The sequence below is a fragment of the Streptomyces sp. NPDC042201 genome, assembly GCF_055582185.1.
Genome location: NZ_JBVJDS010000006.1, coordinates 114906 through 131542 on the forward strand (window position 1 = coordinate 114906; position 16637 = coordinate 131542).

At 71.2% G+C, this 16637-nt stretch carries 14 protein-coding genes; 10 read left to right on the forward strand and 4 right to left on the reverse strand.

Annotated features, from left to right (window positions below):
* Positions 1-16: 16 nt before the first annotated feature.
* Positions 17-2362, reverse strand: a complete 2346-nt coding sequence (locus tag ACZ6MZ_RS16425; protein ID WP_469352496.1) for an FUSC family protein — start codon at positions 2360-2362, stop codon at positions 17-19.
* A gap of 381 nt (positions 2363-2743) precedes the next feature.
* On the opposite strand from ACZ6MZ_RS16425, the gene ACZ6MZ_RS16430 reads away from it, so the two are divergent.
* The 5 genes from ACZ6MZ_RS16430 (at position 2744) to ACZ6MZ_RS16450 (ending at position 7647) form a co-directional block, all read left to right on the forward strand.
* Positions 2744-3340, forward strand: a complete 597-nt coding sequence (locus ACZ6MZ_RS16430) for a sulfite oxidase-like oxidoreductase (RefSeq protein ID WP_389788712.1) — start codon at positions 2744-2746, stop codon at positions 3338-3340.
* On the forward strand, positions 3310-4068 hold the full coding sequence (locus ACZ6MZ_RS16435) for a ferredoxin reductase (RefSeq protein ID WP_389788715.1): 759 nt from the start codon (positions 3310-3312) through the stop codon (positions 4066-4068). The genes ACZ6MZ_RS16430 and ACZ6MZ_RS16435 overlap by 31 nt, the downstream gene beginning before the upstream one ends.
* A 9-nt stretch (positions 4069-4077) precedes the next feature.
* A complete protein-coding gene (locus tag ACZ6MZ_RS16440; RefSeq protein WP_389788717.1) occupies positions 4078-4359 on the forward strand; it encodes a DUF6510 family protein in 282 nt (93 codons plus the stop codon).
* A 184-nt stretch (positions 4360-4543) separates the two neighbouring features.
* Positions 4544-6202 (forward strand): NAD(P)/FAD-dependent oxidoreductase, encoded by a 1659-nt coding sequence (locus ACZ6MZ_RS16445; protein ID WP_389788719.1) that lies wholly within the window; start codon positions 4544-4546, stop codon positions 6200-6202.
* Entirely contained in the window at positions 6199-7647 is a 1449-nt protein-coding gene (locus tag ACZ6MZ_RS16450; protein WP_469352499.1) for an ATP-binding protein, read from the forward strand. The genes ACZ6MZ_RS16445 and ACZ6MZ_RS16450 overlap by 4 nt, the downstream gene beginning before the upstream one ends.
* Here ACZ6MZ_RS16450 and ACZ6MZ_RS16455 read toward each other — a convergent pair.
* Positions 7607-8398: a hypothetical protein gene (locus ACZ6MZ_RS16455; protein WP_469352501.1), complete on the reverse strand. Its 792-nt coding sequence runs from the start codon at positions 8396-8398 to the stop codon at positions 7607-7609. The two genes, ACZ6MZ_RS16450 and ACZ6MZ_RS16455, sit on opposite strands and share 41 nt — an antisense overlap.
* A gap of 258 nt (positions 8399-8656) precedes the next feature.
* Between ACZ6MZ_RS16455 and ACZ6MZ_RS16460 the strand changes: the two genes are divergently transcribed.
* From ACZ6MZ_RS16460 to ACZ6MZ_RS16470, 3 genes are all read left to right on the forward strand, one after another.
* Positions 8657-10141, forward strand: a complete 1485-nt coding sequence (locus tag ACZ6MZ_RS16460) for a peptidoglycan D,D-transpeptidase FtsI family protein (protein WP_469352503.1) — start codon at positions 8657-8659, stop codon at positions 10139-10141.
* A 75-nt stretch (positions 10142-10216) separates the two neighbouring features.
* Entirely contained in the window at positions 10217-11248 is a 1032-nt protein-coding gene (locus tag ACZ6MZ_RS16465) for a zinc-binding alcohol dehydrogenase family protein (protein WP_469352505.1), read from the forward strand.
* A gap of 196 nt (positions 11249-11444) precedes the next feature.
* Complete coding sequence (locus ACZ6MZ_RS16470; protein ID WP_469352507.1) at positions 11445-12149, forward strand: response regulator; 705 nt, start codon at positions 11445-11447, stop codon at positions 12147-12149.
* A gap of 86 nt (positions 12150-12235) precedes the next feature.
* Here ACZ6MZ_RS16470 and ACZ6MZ_RS16475 read toward each other — a convergent pair whose 3' ends face one another.
* Entirely contained in the window at positions 12236-13954 is a 1719-nt protein-coding gene (locus ACZ6MZ_RS16475) for a sensor histidine kinase (RefSeq protein WP_389788732.1), read from the reverse strand.
* 123 nt (positions 13955-14077) lie between these two features.
* Positions 14078-14941: a universal stress protein gene (locus ACZ6MZ_RS16480; protein ID WP_389788733.1), complete on the reverse strand. Its 864-nt coding sequence runs from the start codon at positions 14939-14941 to the stop codon at positions 14078-14080.
* 236 nt (positions 14942-15177) lie between these two features.
* On the opposite strand from ACZ6MZ_RS16480, the gene ACZ6MZ_RS16485 reads away from it, so the two are divergent.
* Positions 15178-16074, forward strand: a complete 897-nt coding sequence (locus ACZ6MZ_RS16485) for a universal stress protein (protein ID WP_469352510.1) — start codon at positions 15178-15180, stop codon at positions 16072-16074.
* A gap of 196 nt (positions 16075-16270) precedes the next feature.
* The gene (locus ACZ6MZ_RS16490) at positions 16271-16636 is read left to right on the forward strand and encodes an STAS domain-containing protein (protein WP_469352512.1); all 366 of its coding nucleotides are present in this window, start codon (positions 16271-16273) and stop codon (positions 16634-16636) included.
* Position 16637: the final 1 nt, after the last annotated feature.

Genomic DNA, 16637 nt, shown 5'->3' on the forward strand with positions numbered 1-16637 from the left:
GGCCTCGCGCCGGAGTTCAGGTCTTCGGCGTCATGAGGGGTACCGGGCGCGCGGCCGCTCGGGCCGCTGTCGCCACGCCGGCCTGGAGCCTGCGGACGGCGTCCAAGTGGTCGCCCGTCCAGATGATGCGTACGGCGGTGGCGCTGGTCCGGCCGCGGTCGTCACGCAGGTCCTGGCGCACCGTCTCGACCAGGCGCCCGTCGGCTGCCTTGTCGTGCTGGAGGGGCTCGGGGACGCCGCGCAGGCCTTCGAGGCTGGAGGCGAGCTCGACGTACCAGCCGGAGACGCTGTCCACGCTGTCCAGCAGCTCCCTGCGGGCGCCGGCGCGGTCTCCCTGCGGGCGGCCCTCGACGCGCTGCCACAGATCGAGAACGGCGTCGGCCGCCAGGCGCAGCCCGGCGACTCCGGTCACCAGGGCGGTCATCTCTGCCAGCGGCAGGGGTTTCGCGCCGCGTTCCGCGAGGTAGCTGCGGAAGGTGTCATCCAGCCGGCTCGCCGCTGCCGCCGCGCGCGTGGCTTCGCCGAGCGGCATCGAGGGGTCCGCCGACGCCGTGTTGCGGCCACCGAGGGCGAACTCCACAGCGCCCGCCAGGTATTGGGCGCTGTCGTGGTACGCCTCGGCAAGCGCCTTGCCCATCGCCGCGGCCGCTCCGCGCGGCCAGACGAAGAGCCCCACCACCAGGCTCACCGCACAACCGAGGGCGATGTCCTCCACCCGCACCAGGCCCAGGTGCCAGCCGGCCGGCTGGACGACGTTGTAGAGGATCACGAGGGTCAGGGTGAACGCGGCCTGCCCGGCGGCGAAGGACACGATGGCGGGGGCGATGCCGGCGATCAGGATCGCCACGGGCAGCAGGAACCACAGGACGTCGGTGTTCGTGCCGATGAGTACCACCAGGGCGCCGCCGATGACGGAGCCGACGACGGTGCCGAGCAGTCCCCGCAGCGCGTTCTGGCCGGTGTTCAGTGCGTTGGAGCGCAGTACGGAGAGGGTGCCGAGCACCACCCAGAACGAGTGGTCGACGCCCGTCAGATGGGCCGTGGTGACGGCCAGTGCGAGTCCGATCGCTCCTCGTATGCTGTTGTGCAGCCAGACCGAGTGCGCCTCCACGTGCGCGGTGGCGCGCTCGTGGGCGGCCGAGAGCCCGGGGGGAAGCCCCCGTGGATCGCGGCCGAGCAGCCGGTCCGGCCAGCTGCGCCGTTCGGCGGCCGCGGCGAGGTCCACGTTCGCCGCGATCTGTGAGACCGCGAAGCTCATCTCCTGGGCACGGAAGGACGGGTCGAGCGAGGTGAGGAACTCGCTGTCCTGTCCTCCCACGGGCACGACACGGCCCCGTGTCACGGCGGAGCGGTACACCGGCAGGCTGGTGGTGGCCTCTCGCACCATGACTTTCAGTGCCGCACGCAGATGGGCGACCCCGGCGCGCAGGGTGGTGGGATCGCCCCGCCGTGTATCGAGCAGGTCCGCTCCTTGCTCCAGTACGGTGGCCACCGCTGCCCGCACCGCGCAGGCGCTGCGGCTGACCGGGCCCCCGTCGGGGTGCGCCATGCTCTGCACGACGATGGCGTTGAGCCAGGTCAGCTCGTCCACGAGGCGGACGATGGCGCGTGCGCTGGTGGTCAGTCCGGTCGGCCGGTAGGGGGTGGCGAGGAAGCCGCGACGCAGCTCGGCGACCGCCGCCGCGCCCTGCTCGGCCGTCGCGCGGTTCTCGTCGTACGTCGGCGCGCCCCGGCCGCCGAGAACCCAGGCCACGTCCGAGCGCAGTTGTGCGGCGAGCGCCCGGCTCGCGGTCGAGGCGGCTTCGCTGAGGGGGTCGCGGACAGGCGGCGGCCACAGCAGCGCGACCGCCGCGAGGGACGCGGCCGCGGCTATGCCCCAGCCGGCCAGGCGTTCCGGCAGCGCCGACAGGGGCGCCGGCGTGGCGACGGGCAGGATGAACGCCAGCAGCAGCGAGGTCGTCGCGCCGGCCAGGACTGAGCTGACGACTCCCGAGAAGAGCACGGCGAAGGCGACGACGGCCATGGTCAGGGCGGCCAGCCAGGTCACCTGCGAGACCACGGTGCCGAGGCAGATGAACACGGCTCCCACCGCGGCGAGGGCGGCCTGGGCACGCAGCCGGTAGCTCATCGGCCCGCTGAGGCCGAACAGGAGCAGCATGGAGAACGCGCCGAAGGCGGCGAATGTCGCCACCACCGGGTTACCGATCACCTCGCTGGAAAAGGCGAACACCGCCGGCATGACGATCGCTGTGCGTGCGCCGCGGCGGGTCGCGGCCAGCCCGCGATCGTGCGCCCTGAACCACTCCACCAGATTCAGCCGGCTCGCCCACGCCGGCCGGAGCGCGCGTAGTGCAGTGGTCATGAGCGTGGTCCTCCTGTCCGGACGAGAGGATCGCCCGAGCTGTGACCGGTGGTTCTGCGGAGGGAGGTCCCTGTCGACGCCGGGGGACGGCCTCGCGGAGTGACGGGCCGGTAAACGGCCTCGCGGGTGACGGTTGATGAGTGCGGTCCTTGTCGAGTATTCCCCAGCCGGGCCGAAGCCGCTGGCGGATCAGCGGGCGCCCGGAACGCCAGCTCAGAAGAGCTGCCGACAGGTGCTTTGCGGCCGGCGCCGCCACAATGGGACACAGGAGCACAGCGGCTCGCCCAGGTGAGCGGCCCCTCCGGGCGGCTGCCCGGACATGGACGGCCGAGGACCCCTGGCCGCTGTGAAGCGGAGGGCGGACCGGCGAGGAGGGATTCCATGGGAATCGTGTCGCGTGGCTTCCACGGCCGTCGCTCGACGGAGGTGACGCTGCCGCCGGGCCAGTACCTCGTACATGACTTTCCCGTGCTATCCGCCGGTCCCACCCCGCGGGTTCTGCCGGAGACCTGGAGCTTCACGATCACCACGGCTGCGGGGGCCCGGCACCGCTGGTCGTGGCAGGAGCTGCTCGACCTGCCCAGCGAACGGCCGACGGTCGACCTCCACTGTGTGACCAAGTGGTCGAAGCTCGGCACCGAATGGGAAGGGGTGTCGCTGGACACCCTGTTCGCCGGCATCGACCGCGACGGCGACTACGCCATGGTCCACAGCTTCGGCGGCTACACCACCAACCTGCCGCTGGAGGATCTGCTCGACGGCCAGGCGTGGATCGCCTACCGCTACGACGGTGAGGATCTGCCGGCCGAGCACGGAGGGCCCGCCCGCCTGCTGGTCCCGCACCTGTACTTGTGGAAGTCGGCGAAGTGGGTGGCGGGCATCCAGCTCATGTCCACCGATGAGCTGGGCTTCTGGGAGACCATCGGCTATCACGAATACGGTGACCCGTGGCGCGAACAGCGATATCAAGGCGACTGACCGGCCGCCTGCTCTGGCAGGCGTCGACGCTCGTGGAGCGGCGTGAGGAGACCGGGAGTGCCTGGACACTCGTCCTCGATGTGCCCTCCTGGCCCGGCCATTCCGCGGGCCAGCATGTGGACGTACGCCTGACGGCGGAGGACGGCTACAGCACCCAGCGGAGCTACTCGCTGGCCTCCGCAGAGGACGGCAACCGCATCGAGCTGACGGTGCAGCGGCTGGCGGACGGGGAGGTGTCCCCGTATCTCACCGACGTACTGGAAGTCGGCGAGCCCCTCGAACTACGCGGCCCGGTGGGCGGCTATTTCGTCTGGGAGCCGGCCGACCCTTCTCCGGTACTGCTGCTGGGAGGCGGTTCGGGCGTCGTCCCGCTGATGTCCATGATCCGCACACGCCGCAGCCTGGGCAGCCGCGTCCCGTTCCGCCTGCTGTACTCGGTTCGCGCTCCCGGCGGCCGGTATTACGTACCGGAACTGGACTGCGCCGGCCCCGGGGACGCGGGGCTGGAAGTGACCTACCTGTACACCCGGTCGGCGCCCGAGACCTCGGACCGGCGGCCGGGCCGGCTGGCCGCCGGGGAGCTGGCCGCCCTCGGCTGGCCCGCCGAGTTCGAGCCGGCGTCCTTCGTCTGCGGCCCGACCGGATTCGTCGAACGGGCCGCGGAACTCCTCGTGGCGCAGGGCCACGATCCCGCCCGGATAAGGACCGAACGCTTCGGTCCCGCGTAGGAGGCTGACATGGACCCCATCCAGACGGCGGAGTTCCAGGACGGCAACGTGCTGGCGGGCTCGTTCCGTGAGATCTTCGCGACCGACATCACGGCGGCGACCGGGACCTGCTCGGCCTGCGGGCTCACCGGACCGGTGGCGGAGCTGCGTGTGTACACGCACGCGCCCGGGCTGGTGGCGCGCTGCCCGCGCTGCGACCACGTGATACTCCGCCTGGTACGCGGACCCTCCGAGGTCTGGCTGGACCTGAGCGGCACCACCGCCCTCAAGATCCCGCTGGCCGCCGGGTGATTCCCGGTGCGCTCGTACACTGGGGGGCTGAGGCCCCTTCCACATGATCCGCCGGTCTCCGGAGCAGGAGCCGGCCTCCCGGGCGGGAGCGCTGAACGGCCCGCCGGCAAAGGCCGCCGCTCCCCTCCGCCGAGCGGGTGAATCTTCCCGGAGGGTTGTTTCGTCCTCAGGCGATGGTGGTGTCATGGCGAATCCGACGATCTTGACTGTCGACGACGATCCGGCGGTTTCCCGGGCGGTCGCCCGCGACATCCGGCGCCGGTACGGCGACCGGTACCGGGTCGTCCGCGCCGTCTCCGGAGCCGAGGCGCTGGAGGCGCTGCGCGAGATCAAGCTGCGCGGTGAACGGCTCGCGGTCATGCTCGCCGACTACCGGATGCCGCAGATGAACGGCCTCGAATTCCTCGAGGAGGCGATGGACCTCTTCCCGCTCGCCCGGCGGGTGCTGCTGACGGCGTACGCGGATACCGGCGCCGCCATCGAGGCGATCAACGTCGTCGATCTCGACCACTATCTCCTCAAGCCGTGGAACCCTCCGGAGGAGCACCTCTACCCGGTGATCGACTCGCTGCTGGACGTCTGGGTCGCCACCCCGGACCCGGTCTCCACGGAGACCCGGGTGGTGGGCCACCGCTGGTCGGCTCCGTCCTTCGCCGTGCGCGACTTCCTCGCCCGCAACCTGGTGCCCTACCGGTGGCTGCAGGCCGACGAGCCGGAGGGCGCCCGCCTGCTGACCGCCGCCGGTGTCACCGCGGCCGACGTGCCCCTGGTCGTCACCGCCGACGGCACCTCTCTGGTGGCGCCCGGTGACGGGGAGCTCGCCGCGCGGGTCGGGCTGAGTACCGTACCCACCTCGGACTTCTACGACCTCGCGGTGGTCGGGGGCGGGCCCGCCGGGCTCGGCGCGGCCGTGTACGGCGCGTCCGAGGGCCTGCGTACGGTCCTGGTGGAGCGCGAGGCGACCGGCGGGCAGGCGGGGCAGAGCAGCCGGATCGAAAACTATCTCGGGTTCCCCGACGGTGTCTCCGGCTCACAGCTGACCGACCGGGCCCGCCGCCAGGCGCTGAAGTTCGGCGCCGAGATCCTCAGCACCCGGGAGGTCGTCGCCCTGGAGGCGGTCGGCTCCGGCAGGGTGCTGCGCTTCGGTGAGGGCGCCGCGATCACGGCCCATACGGTGGTCCTGGCCACCGGGGTCTCGTACCGCAGGCTGGCGGCGGCCAGCCTGGTCGAGTTCACGGGCGCCGGTGTGTTCTACGGCTCCGCCGTCACCGAGGCGCCCACCTGCTCGGGCGACGAGGTGTACATGGTGGGCGGCGCCAACTCGGCCGGCCAGGCGGCCGTGTACTTCTCCCGCTACGCCGGGCGCGTGCACATGCTGATCAGGGGCGCCGACCTGGGCCGGTCGATGTCCAGCTATCTGGTCGAGCAGATCAACGGAATCGACAACATCATTGTCCATCCCTGGACCGAAGTGGTCGAGGGGAAGGGCGACGGTCACCTGCAGCAGCTGACGCTGCGGGACGCCAGGTCGGGGGCGCTGGACACGGTCACCACCTCCTGGCTGTTCATTTTCATCGGCGCCGAGCCGCGTACGGAATGGCTGGACGGGGTGGTCGCGCGCGACGCGCTCGGGTTCGTACTCACCGGCCCCGACCTGATCACCGACGGAAAGCGGCCGGTCAACTGGCCGCTGCCACGCGATCCGTACCACCTGGAGTCCAGCGTGCCGGGGGTCTTCGCGGCCGGCGATGTCCGCGCCACGTCTCTCAAACGTGTGGCCTCGGCCGTCGGCGACGGCGCCATGGCCATCGCGCTGGTCCACCGCTACTTGGAGTCACAGTGACCGCTTCGAATCGTTTGACGCCGACGCAGATACGTACGTTGTTCCTGTTCGAGGCGCTCGATGACAGCCAGCTGGCATGGCTGGCGGAGCGGGGCAGGGTCGAGCAGCGGGCCGGTGGAAGCGCCGTCTACCGCGAGGGTGAGCCGGCCACCTGCTTCTTCGTGCTGCTGAGTGGTGCGGTGACGCTCAGCCGACGGTTGCACGGCGACGACATCGAGGTCACCAGGACCGATCAGCGCGGCGCCTACGGCGGGTCGACGCAGGCATATCTGGGCGACCGCGTGGACCAGGTGTATCCGAACACCATGGGGGCCGTCAGCGACGCGGAGTTCTTCGTGGTGCCGGCCGACGAGTTCGCCACGGCGGTGCGCACCTGGTTCCCGATGGCGCTGCATCTGCTGGAAGGTCTGTTCTTCGGCACACGGGCGGCGGACACGATCATGGGTGAACGGGAGCGGCTGGTCGCGCTCGGGGCGCTGTCCGCCGGTCTCACCCATGAGCTCAACAACCCCGCCGCGGCGGCGGTGAGAGCCACCGAGGCGCTGCGCGAGCGGGTGGCCGGTATGCGCCACAAGCTCGCCCTGATCGCCGACGGCCGGCTGGACGGCACCCGGCTGCGCGGTCTGGTGGAGCTGCAGGACGCGGCGGTCAAGCAGGCCGCCGCGGCGTCCCCCCTGCCCGCGCTGACCGCCTCCGACGCGGAGGACGAACTCAGCGACTGGCTCGATGACCATGGGGTGGTGAACGCCTGGGATCTCACACCGGTCCTGGTGTCGGGAGGGGTGGGTGTGCCGTGGCTGGCCACGGTCGCCGAGGCGGTCGGCGAGGAGCATCTGGACTCGGCGGTGCGCTGGCTCGCGTACGCCATTGACACCGAACTCCTGATGGGCGAGATCGACGATGCCGCGACCCGGGTCTCCAATCTGGTCGGGGCGGCGAAGCAGTACTCCCAGCTGGACCGGGCACCGCATCAGACCGTCGATATACACGCGCTGCTCGACGCCACTCTGACCATGCTGCGGGCGAAGATCCCCCCGGAGGTCAAGGTGGTCAAGGAGTACGACCGCGGTCTGCCGTCGATCCCGGCGTTCGGCGCCGAGCTCAACCAGGTGTGGACCAACCTGATCGACAACGCGGTGGACGCCATGTCGGGCAAGGGCACGCTCACCCTGAGCACCAGCAGGGAGGGCGACTGGCTGCTGGTGGAGGTGGCCGACACCGGGACCGGCATCCCGGCGGAGGTCAGGCCGCGGATCTTCGAACCCTTCTTCACGACCAAGTCGGTGGGCGACGGCACCGGCCTCGGCCTGGACATCTCGTACCGCATCGTCGTCAGGAAGCACCGGGGCGACATCCGGGTGGAGACACAGCCGGGCCACACGCGGTTCCAGGTACGTCTGCCGATCACCCCGGCAGATGCCGGAGCAGAGCCCGGCGCAGGGTGATACCGAAGCGCATCCGCAGCCGCCGGAGTTCCCAGACCGAGAGCAGGGTGACGGACAGCGGGGGGCCGATGAGAAACAGCGCACGGACCGCGGCCGGTGCGGCGACCGGCGGGCTGTCGAAGATCTGGAAGGCGAACATCGACCAGACGAGGAGGGGCGATATCAACGGGGGCAGCACCTCGTGCACATCGGCCGTGCGGAAGACGTAGTGCACCGAGAGCACCGCCGCCGTGATGCCGAACGGCAGCGCGAACAGCGCCGCGAACAGCCCGAGCAGGGTGCCGAGCAGGGCCACCGGCGCGGCGGCGCCGATCTGCGAGAAGGCGCCGCTCGTCACCAGGAACAGAAGCCCCGCGCAGCCGAAGAGTGCGGCGAAACCGCGCAGCGGCCCGGTCAGCCGTCGCCGGTAGAGCGCCCGGACCGGCGGGCGGGCGGACAGCACGAACGCGGCCAGGGCGAGGGGGCCCGCGATCAGCAGGATCCCGGTGCTGAGGAAGACCTCGGTGAACTTGCCCCCGACGACATCCACAGCCGACTCCCGCAGCGGATAAGCGAAGATCATCCAGAGCGTGGCCACGAGGCCGATGGCGGTGCGGGCGATCTGTGCCCGCTCGATCCCGCTGTCTCTGATCCGGTCGGGCCGGCCGGGCCGGAACACCCGATGAGCCAGGACGAAGGGCAGCGCGAGACACCCGGTGCACCCGTTGCGCGACGATCTCCCGTCATCCCACTCCCCCGTACGGGTGCTCATGTCTCGTTCCTCCGTGGCTTCTTGGCACTGGGGCCCACTGACGAGGACACGGCCTAGGTGCGGACGTGGGCGAGCTCGGAATATACAAGCACCGCGCGCGGGCGCGCGAACGGCTTCGGTGTGCCCAATGGTCCTGCCGCCGAAGGGGGTTGAGACCAGCGGGTGACGCGTACCGCAACCGAAGCCCGCTGAGCCTCGTCTTACACACTCGAAGATCGTTATGGGGACATGTGCGCGGGCATGGGGAGCGGGGAAGCGATGAACAGGCCGTTGAGACATGTGGCCGTCTTCTGCGGGGTGCTGATGCTGGCCCTCTTGCTGCGGGCGAACTGGGTTCAGTTCGTCCAGAGTGAGACTCTCGCCAACGACGAGAACAATCTGCGGGTGCGGATCGCCCAATTCGCCCAGCCGCGCGGCGACATCATCGTGGGGGGCCGGCCGGTCACCGGCTCGCGGGAGGTGGCCGGCGCTGACTTCGCGTACAAGCGGACCTTCAGGCAGGGCGCGATGTACGCGCCAGTCACCGGGTACGCCTCCCAGGCCCAAGGCATGTCACTGCTGGAGAAGACCTACGACGACGTGCTCAGCGGCCGGGACGACCGGTTCGCCTTCCAGCGCGCCGGGGACATCCTCACCGGCGAGACGCCGCGCGGCGGCGATGTGATCACCACGATCGACCCGAAGGCGCAGGAGGCCGCGTACAAGGGGCTGACCGACCTCGGCGCCAGAGGCGCGGTCGTCGCCCTCGACCCGCGCAGCGGCAAGGTGCTCGCTCTCGCGTCCGCCCCCTCCTACGACCCTTCCGTCTTCGCCGGAATGACGTTCAAGGAGGGTGACAGGTTCAAGGCGCTCGACTCCGACAAGGGCAAGCCGCTGGCGAACCGGGCGCTGCGGGAGACCTATCCGCCCGGCTCCACCTTCAAGATCCTCACGGCGGCCGCGGCCCTGGAGCACGGCGTGGTCAGCGACATCAACGCCTCGTCCGGCGCCCCTTCCCCGTACCCCCTGCCGCTCTCCAGGAACACGATCAGCAGCGAGGCCGGCGACGCGGTGTGTGACAAGGCCTCACTCAAGACGGCCATGCAGTACTCCTGCAACAACGTCTTCCTCGACGCCGCGTCCAAGGTGGGCGCGGACAAGATGCGCGAAACGGCGGAGAAGTTCGGGTTCAACGCCGATGTCTACTCCGAGGACTTCGGGGACATGCTCGCGACCAAGAGCCTCTATCCCGACAAGCTCGACAGGCCGGGGACAGCGCTGACCGGCATGGGACAGGGCAGCCTCACCAGCACACCGATGCAGATGGCCATGGTGACCGCCGCCCTCGCCAACGACGGCAAGCTGATGCAGCCCTACATCGTCGACGAGCTGGTCGGCCCTGACCTCTCCTCGATCGAAGAGCACGAGCCCCGGCTCAAGAGCCGGGCCGTCTCCGAAGACACCGCCAGGAAGGTGCGGGAGATGATGGAGTTCACCGCCGAGAAAGGCAGCGCGCAGCGGGCGCTGATCGACGGCATCACGGTCGGCGGCAAGACCGGTACCGCGCAGCGTGGCGTGGATGTCGACAAGGAAGTGCCGTACGGCTGGTTCGTCTCCTACGGAGAGAAGGCCGACGGCGCCTCGGTCGCGGTCGCGGTGTTCATCGACCCGACCGACATGGACATCTCCCGCGCGGACATCTCCGGCGGCAGGCTCGGCGCCCCGATCGCGCGGAATGTCATGAAGGCGGCACTCGGCGTGTGAGCGCCGGCCGCGACCGGCCGTGGGGTCCGGCCGGGGCGGGTTGCCGGGGCTGCCGGCCGGCCGCAGGGTGGACGTATGGCGCACTCCACCCAGGTCACGGAGACACAGAGCGGCTGGGCCGTCGAGACGCCCGGGCCGATGGGTACCGGGCCCTTGGTGGTCACCCGCCGGCGGGTGCCGGCTCTCGGTCCTGGGGAACTGCTGGTGCGGGTGGAAGCCTGTGGTGTGTGCCGCACGGATCTGCATCTGGCCGAGGGGGATCTCGCGCCTCACCGCCCGTCGGCCTTTCCCGGGCACGAGATCGTCGGCCGGGTGGCCGCCGTGGGCGACGGGGTCACCCTGTTCCGTACCGGCGACCGGGCCGGTGGGGCCTGGCTGCGCGGCACCTGCGGCACCTGCCGGTACTGCACGACGGGGCGGGAGAATCTCTGCCCCCGGTCCACGTACACGGGGTGGGACGCGGACGGCGGCTTCGCGGAGCTGGCCGTGGTTCCGGAGGCTTTCGCGTACCGGCTGCCTGAGGACCGGGACGCCGCCCTGCTGGCGCCGCTCCTGTGCGCCGGGATCATCGGTTACCGGTCGCTGCGCCGCAGCGCGCTGCCGGCGGGCGGGCGGCTGGGACTCTACGGCTTCGGCGCCTCGGCCCATCTGGCCGCCCAGGTGGCGCTGGCCGAGGGCGCCACCGTCCATGTGCTGACGCGGTCGGAGCGGGCGCGTGAGCTCGCCATGGAACTCGGCGCCGCCTCGGCGGGCGACGCCTACGACCCTCCCCCGGAGCCCCTGGACTCGGCGATCCTGTTCGCTCCGGTGGGCGATCTGGTGCCGGTGGCGCTGGAGGCCCTGGACCGGTCGGGCACGCTGTCGATCGCCGGTATCCATCTCTCCGACATTCCCGCGCTGAACTACCAGCGCCATCTCTTCCAGGAACGGAATCTGCGCAGCGTCACCTCCAACACCCGTGAGGACGGCCGCGAGTTCCTGGCCCTGGCCGCGCGCATCGGTATCCGGGTCACGGTCAGCCCGTACCCGCTGAGCCGGGCCGACCGGGCGCTCGCCGACCTGGCGGCGGACCGGGTGAACGGCGCCGCGGTGCTCGTACCCGGATGATGCCGGCTTCCCACCGCGCCCCTGCCCGTCTCCGCGGCGCGCGGCGCAGGGCAGCGGCGCGCCGGAACAGGGCTGCGGCCCGCCGCGGGGAAGGCGTCGGTCGGACGGGGGCATGGTCCATTCGGCCCCTGGTGTGCCCCCGGGGGCCGGGCCACGATGGGTGGGTGGCGGATCCACGACAGCGCGGAGGATCGACATGGACGTGGTACGGGGCTTCTCGCCGCAGAAGCCGATCCGGGTGTTCCTGCTCGACGATCATGAGGTCGTCCGGCGTGGGGTGCAGGATCTGCTCGACGCGGAGGCGGACATCGAGGTGGTGGGTGACGCGGGCACGATCGACCATGCACTGGCCCGTGGCCCGGCTCTGCGGCCGGACGTCGCCATTCTCGACGTACGACTGCCGGACGGCGACGGGATCACGGTCTGCCGGGAACTGCGCTCGCGGATGCCCGCTCTGGCCTGCCTGATGCTCACCTCGTTCGACGACGACGACGCACTGCTCGACGCGATCATGGCCGGCGCGGCCGGGTACGTACTGAAGGAGATCAAGGGGTCGGATCTGGTGGCCGCCGTGCGCACGGTCGCGTCCGGTCAGTCCATGCTCGATCCGGCGACCACGACCCGGCTGATGAGCAGTCTGCGCGGCGAGGACGCAGAGGAGGAGCCGGAGCCGGACACGCTGTCCGGACTGTCTCCCCGTGAGCGGGAGGTCCTCGCCCTGGTCGGGGAGGGACTGACCAACCGTCAGATCGGCAAGCGGCTCTACCTCTCCGAGAAGACGGTCAAGAACCACATCTCGCGCCTGCTGGCCAAGCTCGGCGTGGAGCGGCGCATCCAGGCCGCTGTCCTCGCCACGCAGGCCGCCCCGCATCTCGGTGACCCCGGCCACGGATCCCGCTGAGCGCCACGGGACGCCGACACCGTGCCCGAACGGTGTCCGCGGTCGGCCCGTGTTCGCGGTCGGCCCGTGCCCGCGGTCGGCCCGGTTCAGCCGGGGCTGACCGGAACCGTCCATTCGAGGCGGGTGCCGCCCCGGTCGGGCGCTTCGACCGTCATCCCGCCGCCCAGGCTCTCCGCTCGCCCGGCGAGATTGTCCAGACCGCTTCTGCGGCCGCCCGGTGCGATACCGACCCCGTTGTCCGAGACGGTCAGCGTCAGTCTGCCGCCACGGACCACGAGGGACACATCCGCCGAGGTGGCCCGCGCGTGCCGTACGACATTGCTCAGCGCCTCTCCCAGGGCGGCGACGACATGTTCGGCGATCACCGACGGCACATCGGTGTCGATGAGTCCCTCCATGCGCAGCGACGGGGTGAAGCCGAGGGGGCGTACGGCCTGCTCCACCGCCCCGGTCGTGCGCATCCGCAGCCCGTGGCCCGAACGCCCCGCGTCGCGGGCGCGCAGCCCGAAGATCGTCGACCGGATGATTTTGATGGTCTCGTCGAGGTCGTCCACGGCGCGCAGCAGCCGCTCGTGCGCCGCCGGATGCTCCACGAACCGCACGGTGCTCTGTAGGGTCATGCCCGTCGCGAACAGTCGCTGGATGGCCAGATCGTGCAGGTCACGCGCGATCCGGTCACGGTCCTCCAGCAGGGTGAGCTGTTCTGCGGAGCTCCGGCGCTCGGCGAGTTCCATGGCGAGCGCCGCCTGCCCGGCGAACGCCAGCAGCGGAGCCGTCTCGGCCTGGGTGAACGGCGCTCTCCGGTCGACCCGGGCCAGCAGCAGCACGCCGCGCACCTCGTCGCTGGCGACCATCGGTACCGCGACGGCGGGCCCCAGACCGCTCCACCTCGGGGGTCCTGCGGTGATTCTCGGGTCGTGCTGGACATCGAGACTGATGAGTGGCTTTCGAGCGCACAGGGCCGCGCCGACGAACGTGCCCTCCCGTGGGAGCACCAGACCATGGTGCGCCTCGGCGTCGACCCCGGCGGCGAGCGCGACCCGCAGGACGGCTCCGTCCTCGTCGGGAAGCGCCAGAGCCCCCAGGTCCGCGCCGAGGATACGGCGTGCGTGGTCGACGACCAGCCGTAGCACCTGGGTCTCGCCCGCCCCGGACAGCAGGCTGGCGACGATCTCCGCATTGGCCTCCAGCCAGCGCTGCCGGTCGCGCGCCTGCTCGTACAGCCGTGCGTTCTCGATGGCCACGCCGGCGGCCACGGCGAGGGTGGACAGGACGGTCTCGTCCTCGTCGTCGAAGTCCTCGCCGCCCCGTTTCTCGGTGAGATAGAGGTTGCCGAACACCTCGTCGCGCACCCTGATCGGCACCCCGAGAAAGGAGTGCATGGGCGGGTGGTGCGAGGGAAACCCGTACGACGCCGGATGCTCGGCCAGCTCCGGGAGACGCAGCGGCTCGGGATGGCGGATGAGCTCGCCGAGGATTCCATGGCCCTCGGGCAGGTGTCCGATGGCGGTGGCCCGCTCCTCGCTGACGCCGCTGGTCAGGAACTGGGAGAGCGTCATTCCTTCGCCGATGACGCCCAGCGCGCCGTACTCCGCGTCCACGAGGACCACCGCTGCCTCCACGATGTGGCGCAGCACCTGGGGCAGGTCCAGCTCCCGGCCGACCGAGAGGACGGCTTCGAGGAGGCTCTGCACCGATTCGGGGGTGCCGTGCTGGACCGCGTCCAGGTGGGCCTGCAACTCCTCGGGCAGGACATCCTGCCGCCTCGGAGTGCCGTCGGTCCGCTTGTCGCCGTCGTCGCTCACGGTGCCTCCGTCGGGGCCCGCGCGCATCAGACCACCACCGGGCCGCACTTCCACGGTAGCGGCTGACGGTGTCGGGGCATCCTGGCAGCGCGCCCCCGTACGGGTCGCCTGTCCCCGTACGGATCACTCGTGCGGGACGACCGCCACGGGGCACGGTGCGTGGTGCACGGCCGCCGACAAGACGTGGCCGACCCGGGGCGACAGCGCGGGCCGGTTCTTCCGGCGGCCGACGACGAGCAGCCCGGCGCCCGACGCGCCCCGGACGACCGCTCGCGCCGGACTCTCCAGCCACACGCTGTCGACCGTGCGCACGTCCGGGTACTTCTCGCGCCACGGGCGCAGCGCGTCGGTGAGTTCCCGCCGCGCGTCCTTGGCCGCCGCCTCGGACAGGGAGGGATCGACGCCGCCACGGGTGTACACGGGGGCCGGGAGGCTTCTGCCGTGGACAGCCCGCAGGGTGACACCGCGCCGGGCCGCGCTGTCGAAGGCGAACTCGAACAGAGCGTCGCTGGGCCGGCGCAAGCCCAGGGCCACCACCACATCGCCGTCGTCCGCGAGCGGCGCGGAGTCTTCCCTGGCCCGTACGAGGACCGAGGGGGCCTCGGCCCGTGCCACCACGTGCAGGCCGACGTCGCCGAGGAAGTAGCTGGCCATGGGGGCCATGTCCCGGGAACCGAGGACCAGCATGTCCGACTCCCGGGCGGCTGCCAGCAGTGCGGTCACCGGGTCCTCGGCCACCAGGTCCTCGTAGATGGGCAGGTCCGGGTAGCGCTTCTCGACGGCGGAGCGTGCCTCTTCCACGATCCGTTCGGCCCAGTAGTTCTGATCGGCCTCCGAGGGGTGCGTCGCCGGCTCCGCCGCCAGCAGCACCCACGCGTGCAGCAGGCGCAGGGTCGCGTGACGTACTCGCGCTTCCTGCGCGGCCCAGTGGGCGGCGGACAGTGACTCGGGGGTACCGTCCAGGCCCACGGTGACGAGGGGATTCATGTCCGTACTCCCTTCATGGCCGTGACCGCCGAACCGCAGCCACACCTCAAGGGTGTGCGCCGAGGTGGCCGCGCGACATGAGCCACTCGGCCCCTTCGGGTGACGGGCCGGACCGGGCGGGTATCCGGGCACCGACCTGCTGGCCCTGCCGGGGCCGCGCCCCGCCATCACACTGGAGGGAGCGCGGGACACACTCGCAGGTCCGGCGCTCATACGAACGCACACAAACAATCGCCATGAGCGGAGAGGCAGTGGGAGCGATGGAGCTTCCCGTGGTCGTGGGAGTGGACGGATCGGAAGGCAACCCGCAGGCCGTCGACTGGGCGGTGGCGGCGGCGGAACGCGCCGGCCTGCCACTGAGGCTCGTCCACGCCTCGCTGTGGGAGCACTACGAAGGCGTACGGCCGAGACTCGGCGGGGACCGCCCCCTTGAGCAGGTGTGCGCCGAGAACCTCGTCTCCACCGCCGAGGACCGTGCGCACCGGCTCGCCGCAGATATGCGAGTGTCCACCGAGGTGTGGCCCGAGGATCCGGTGACGGCGCTCCTGAGAGAAGGGCACGAGGCCTCCCTCCTCGTGCTGGGGCCGCGCGGACACGGCTCGATCGTGGGCCTGCTCCTGGGATCCGCGAGTCTGGCCGTCGCCGCCCGGGCCCACTGCCCGGTGGTCGTGGCGCGCGGCGCGGAGCCGAACCGGCGGGCCACCTACCGGCGCGTAGTCGTCGGCGTCGGGGACTCCGCCGCGAGCGCCGCCGCCGCGCGCTTCGCCTTCCGCGAGGCGCGGTCACGCGGCTGCGAGCTGGTCGCCGTACGCGCTTGGCACCGCACGGCTCACCTGAGCAAGCCGTCCGCGTCGGCCGGCGCAGACCCGGCGGGGGACGGCCGGCAGCGGGCGGACGCGTGGGTGGACCGGGTCCTGGGCGCCGTCCGGGAGGAGTATCCCGAGGTGGCCCTCCGGCGGAAAGTCGTACGGGGCACGGCGCACCGGACGCTCCTCGACGAGGCGGCCACCGCTGATCTGCTCGTGGTCGGCGCACGGCGGCGGGGAGCGGTGGGACTTCAGCTCGGCCGCGTCAATCACGCGGTACTGCGTCGTGCCTCCTGCCCGGTCGCGATCGTCCCGGAACAGGGCTGAGTGATCAGGGCCGAGTGATCAGGGCCGAGTACATGTGGCCGGCCCGCCCGGGCCGGCCGACCCCGCCGCACAGGGCCGGTCGGCACTCCCCCTGACGCGCGGCAGCGGTTTGGATGGTCCTTGTCCTCGGCCGTGCCGAGGGATGGATCAACGTCCTTGCCGCAGAACGGATCAGCCGAATTCATAGGTGATTGTCATGTCGTACGAGGGGCCCAGCTGCCTGCGCGAGCGAATCGTGGGCCGGACCACCGTCGTGGAACTGCGCGGAGAGATGGACCTGTTGACCGCGCCGGTCATTTCCGCGTACCTCGATTCCCTGACCGCCGCTCCGGAGCCCGACGTGGTGATCGATCTCCAGTATCTGAGCTTCATCGACTGCAGCGGGCTCTCGGTCCTGTGCCGGGCGCGCAGCCGGGTGCGCGAGCGCGGGGGCAGGCTGGCGCTGGTCCTCAACAATCCGCAGGTTCACAGAACACTCCGGCTCGCCGGACTGCTGCGCTTCTTCGACGTGCTCGACAGCGGGCCGCGCGCGGTCCGTGACTCCGGAGACACGGCCGGCTGAC

Coding starts and splice junctions, on each gene's coding strand:
- ACZ6MZ_RS16425 (WP_469352496.1), bottom strand. CDS start 2,362: ATGACCACTGCACTACGCGCGCTCCGGCCGGCGTGGGCGAGCCGGCTG.
- ACZ6MZ_RS16430 (WP_389788712.1), top strand. CDS start 2,744: ATGGGAATCGTGTCGCGTGGCTTCCACGGCCGTCGCTCGACGGAGGTG.
- ACZ6MZ_RS16440 (WP_389788717.1), top strand. CDS start 4,078: ATGGACCCCATCCAGACGGCGGAGTTCCAGGACGGCAACGTGCTGGCG.
- ACZ6MZ_RS16445 (WP_389788719.1), top strand. CDS start 4,544: ATGGCGAATCCGACGATCTTGACTGTCGACGACGATCCGGCGGTTTCC.
- ACZ6MZ_RS16455 (WP_469352501.1), bottom strand. CDS start 8,398: ATGAGCACCCGTACGGGGGAGTGGGATGACGGGAGATCGTCGCGCAAC.
- ACZ6MZ_RS16460 (WP_469352503.1), top strand. CDS start 8,657: ATGAACAGGCCGTTGAGACATGTGGCCGTCTTCTGCGGGGTGCTGATG.
- ACZ6MZ_RS16465 (WP_469352505.1), top strand. CDS start 10,217: ATGGCGCACTCCACCCAGGTCACGGAGACACAGAGCGGCTGGGCCGTC.
- ACZ6MZ_RS16470 (WP_469352507.1), top strand. CDS start 11,445: ATGGACGTGGTACGGGGCTTCTCGCCGCAGAAGCCGATCCGGGTGTTC.
- ACZ6MZ_RS16480 (WP_389788733.1), bottom strand. CDS start 14,941: ATGAATCCCCTCGTCACCGTGGGCCTGGACGGTACCCCCGAGTCACTG.
- ACZ6MZ_RS16485 (WP_469352510.1), top strand. CDS start 15,178: ATGAGCGGAGAGGCAGTGGGAGCGATGGAGCTTCCCGTGGTCGTGGGA.
- ACZ6MZ_RS16490 (WP_469352512.1), top strand. CDS start 16,271: ATGTCGTACGAGGGGCCCAGCTGCCTGCGCGAGCGAATCGTGGGCCGG.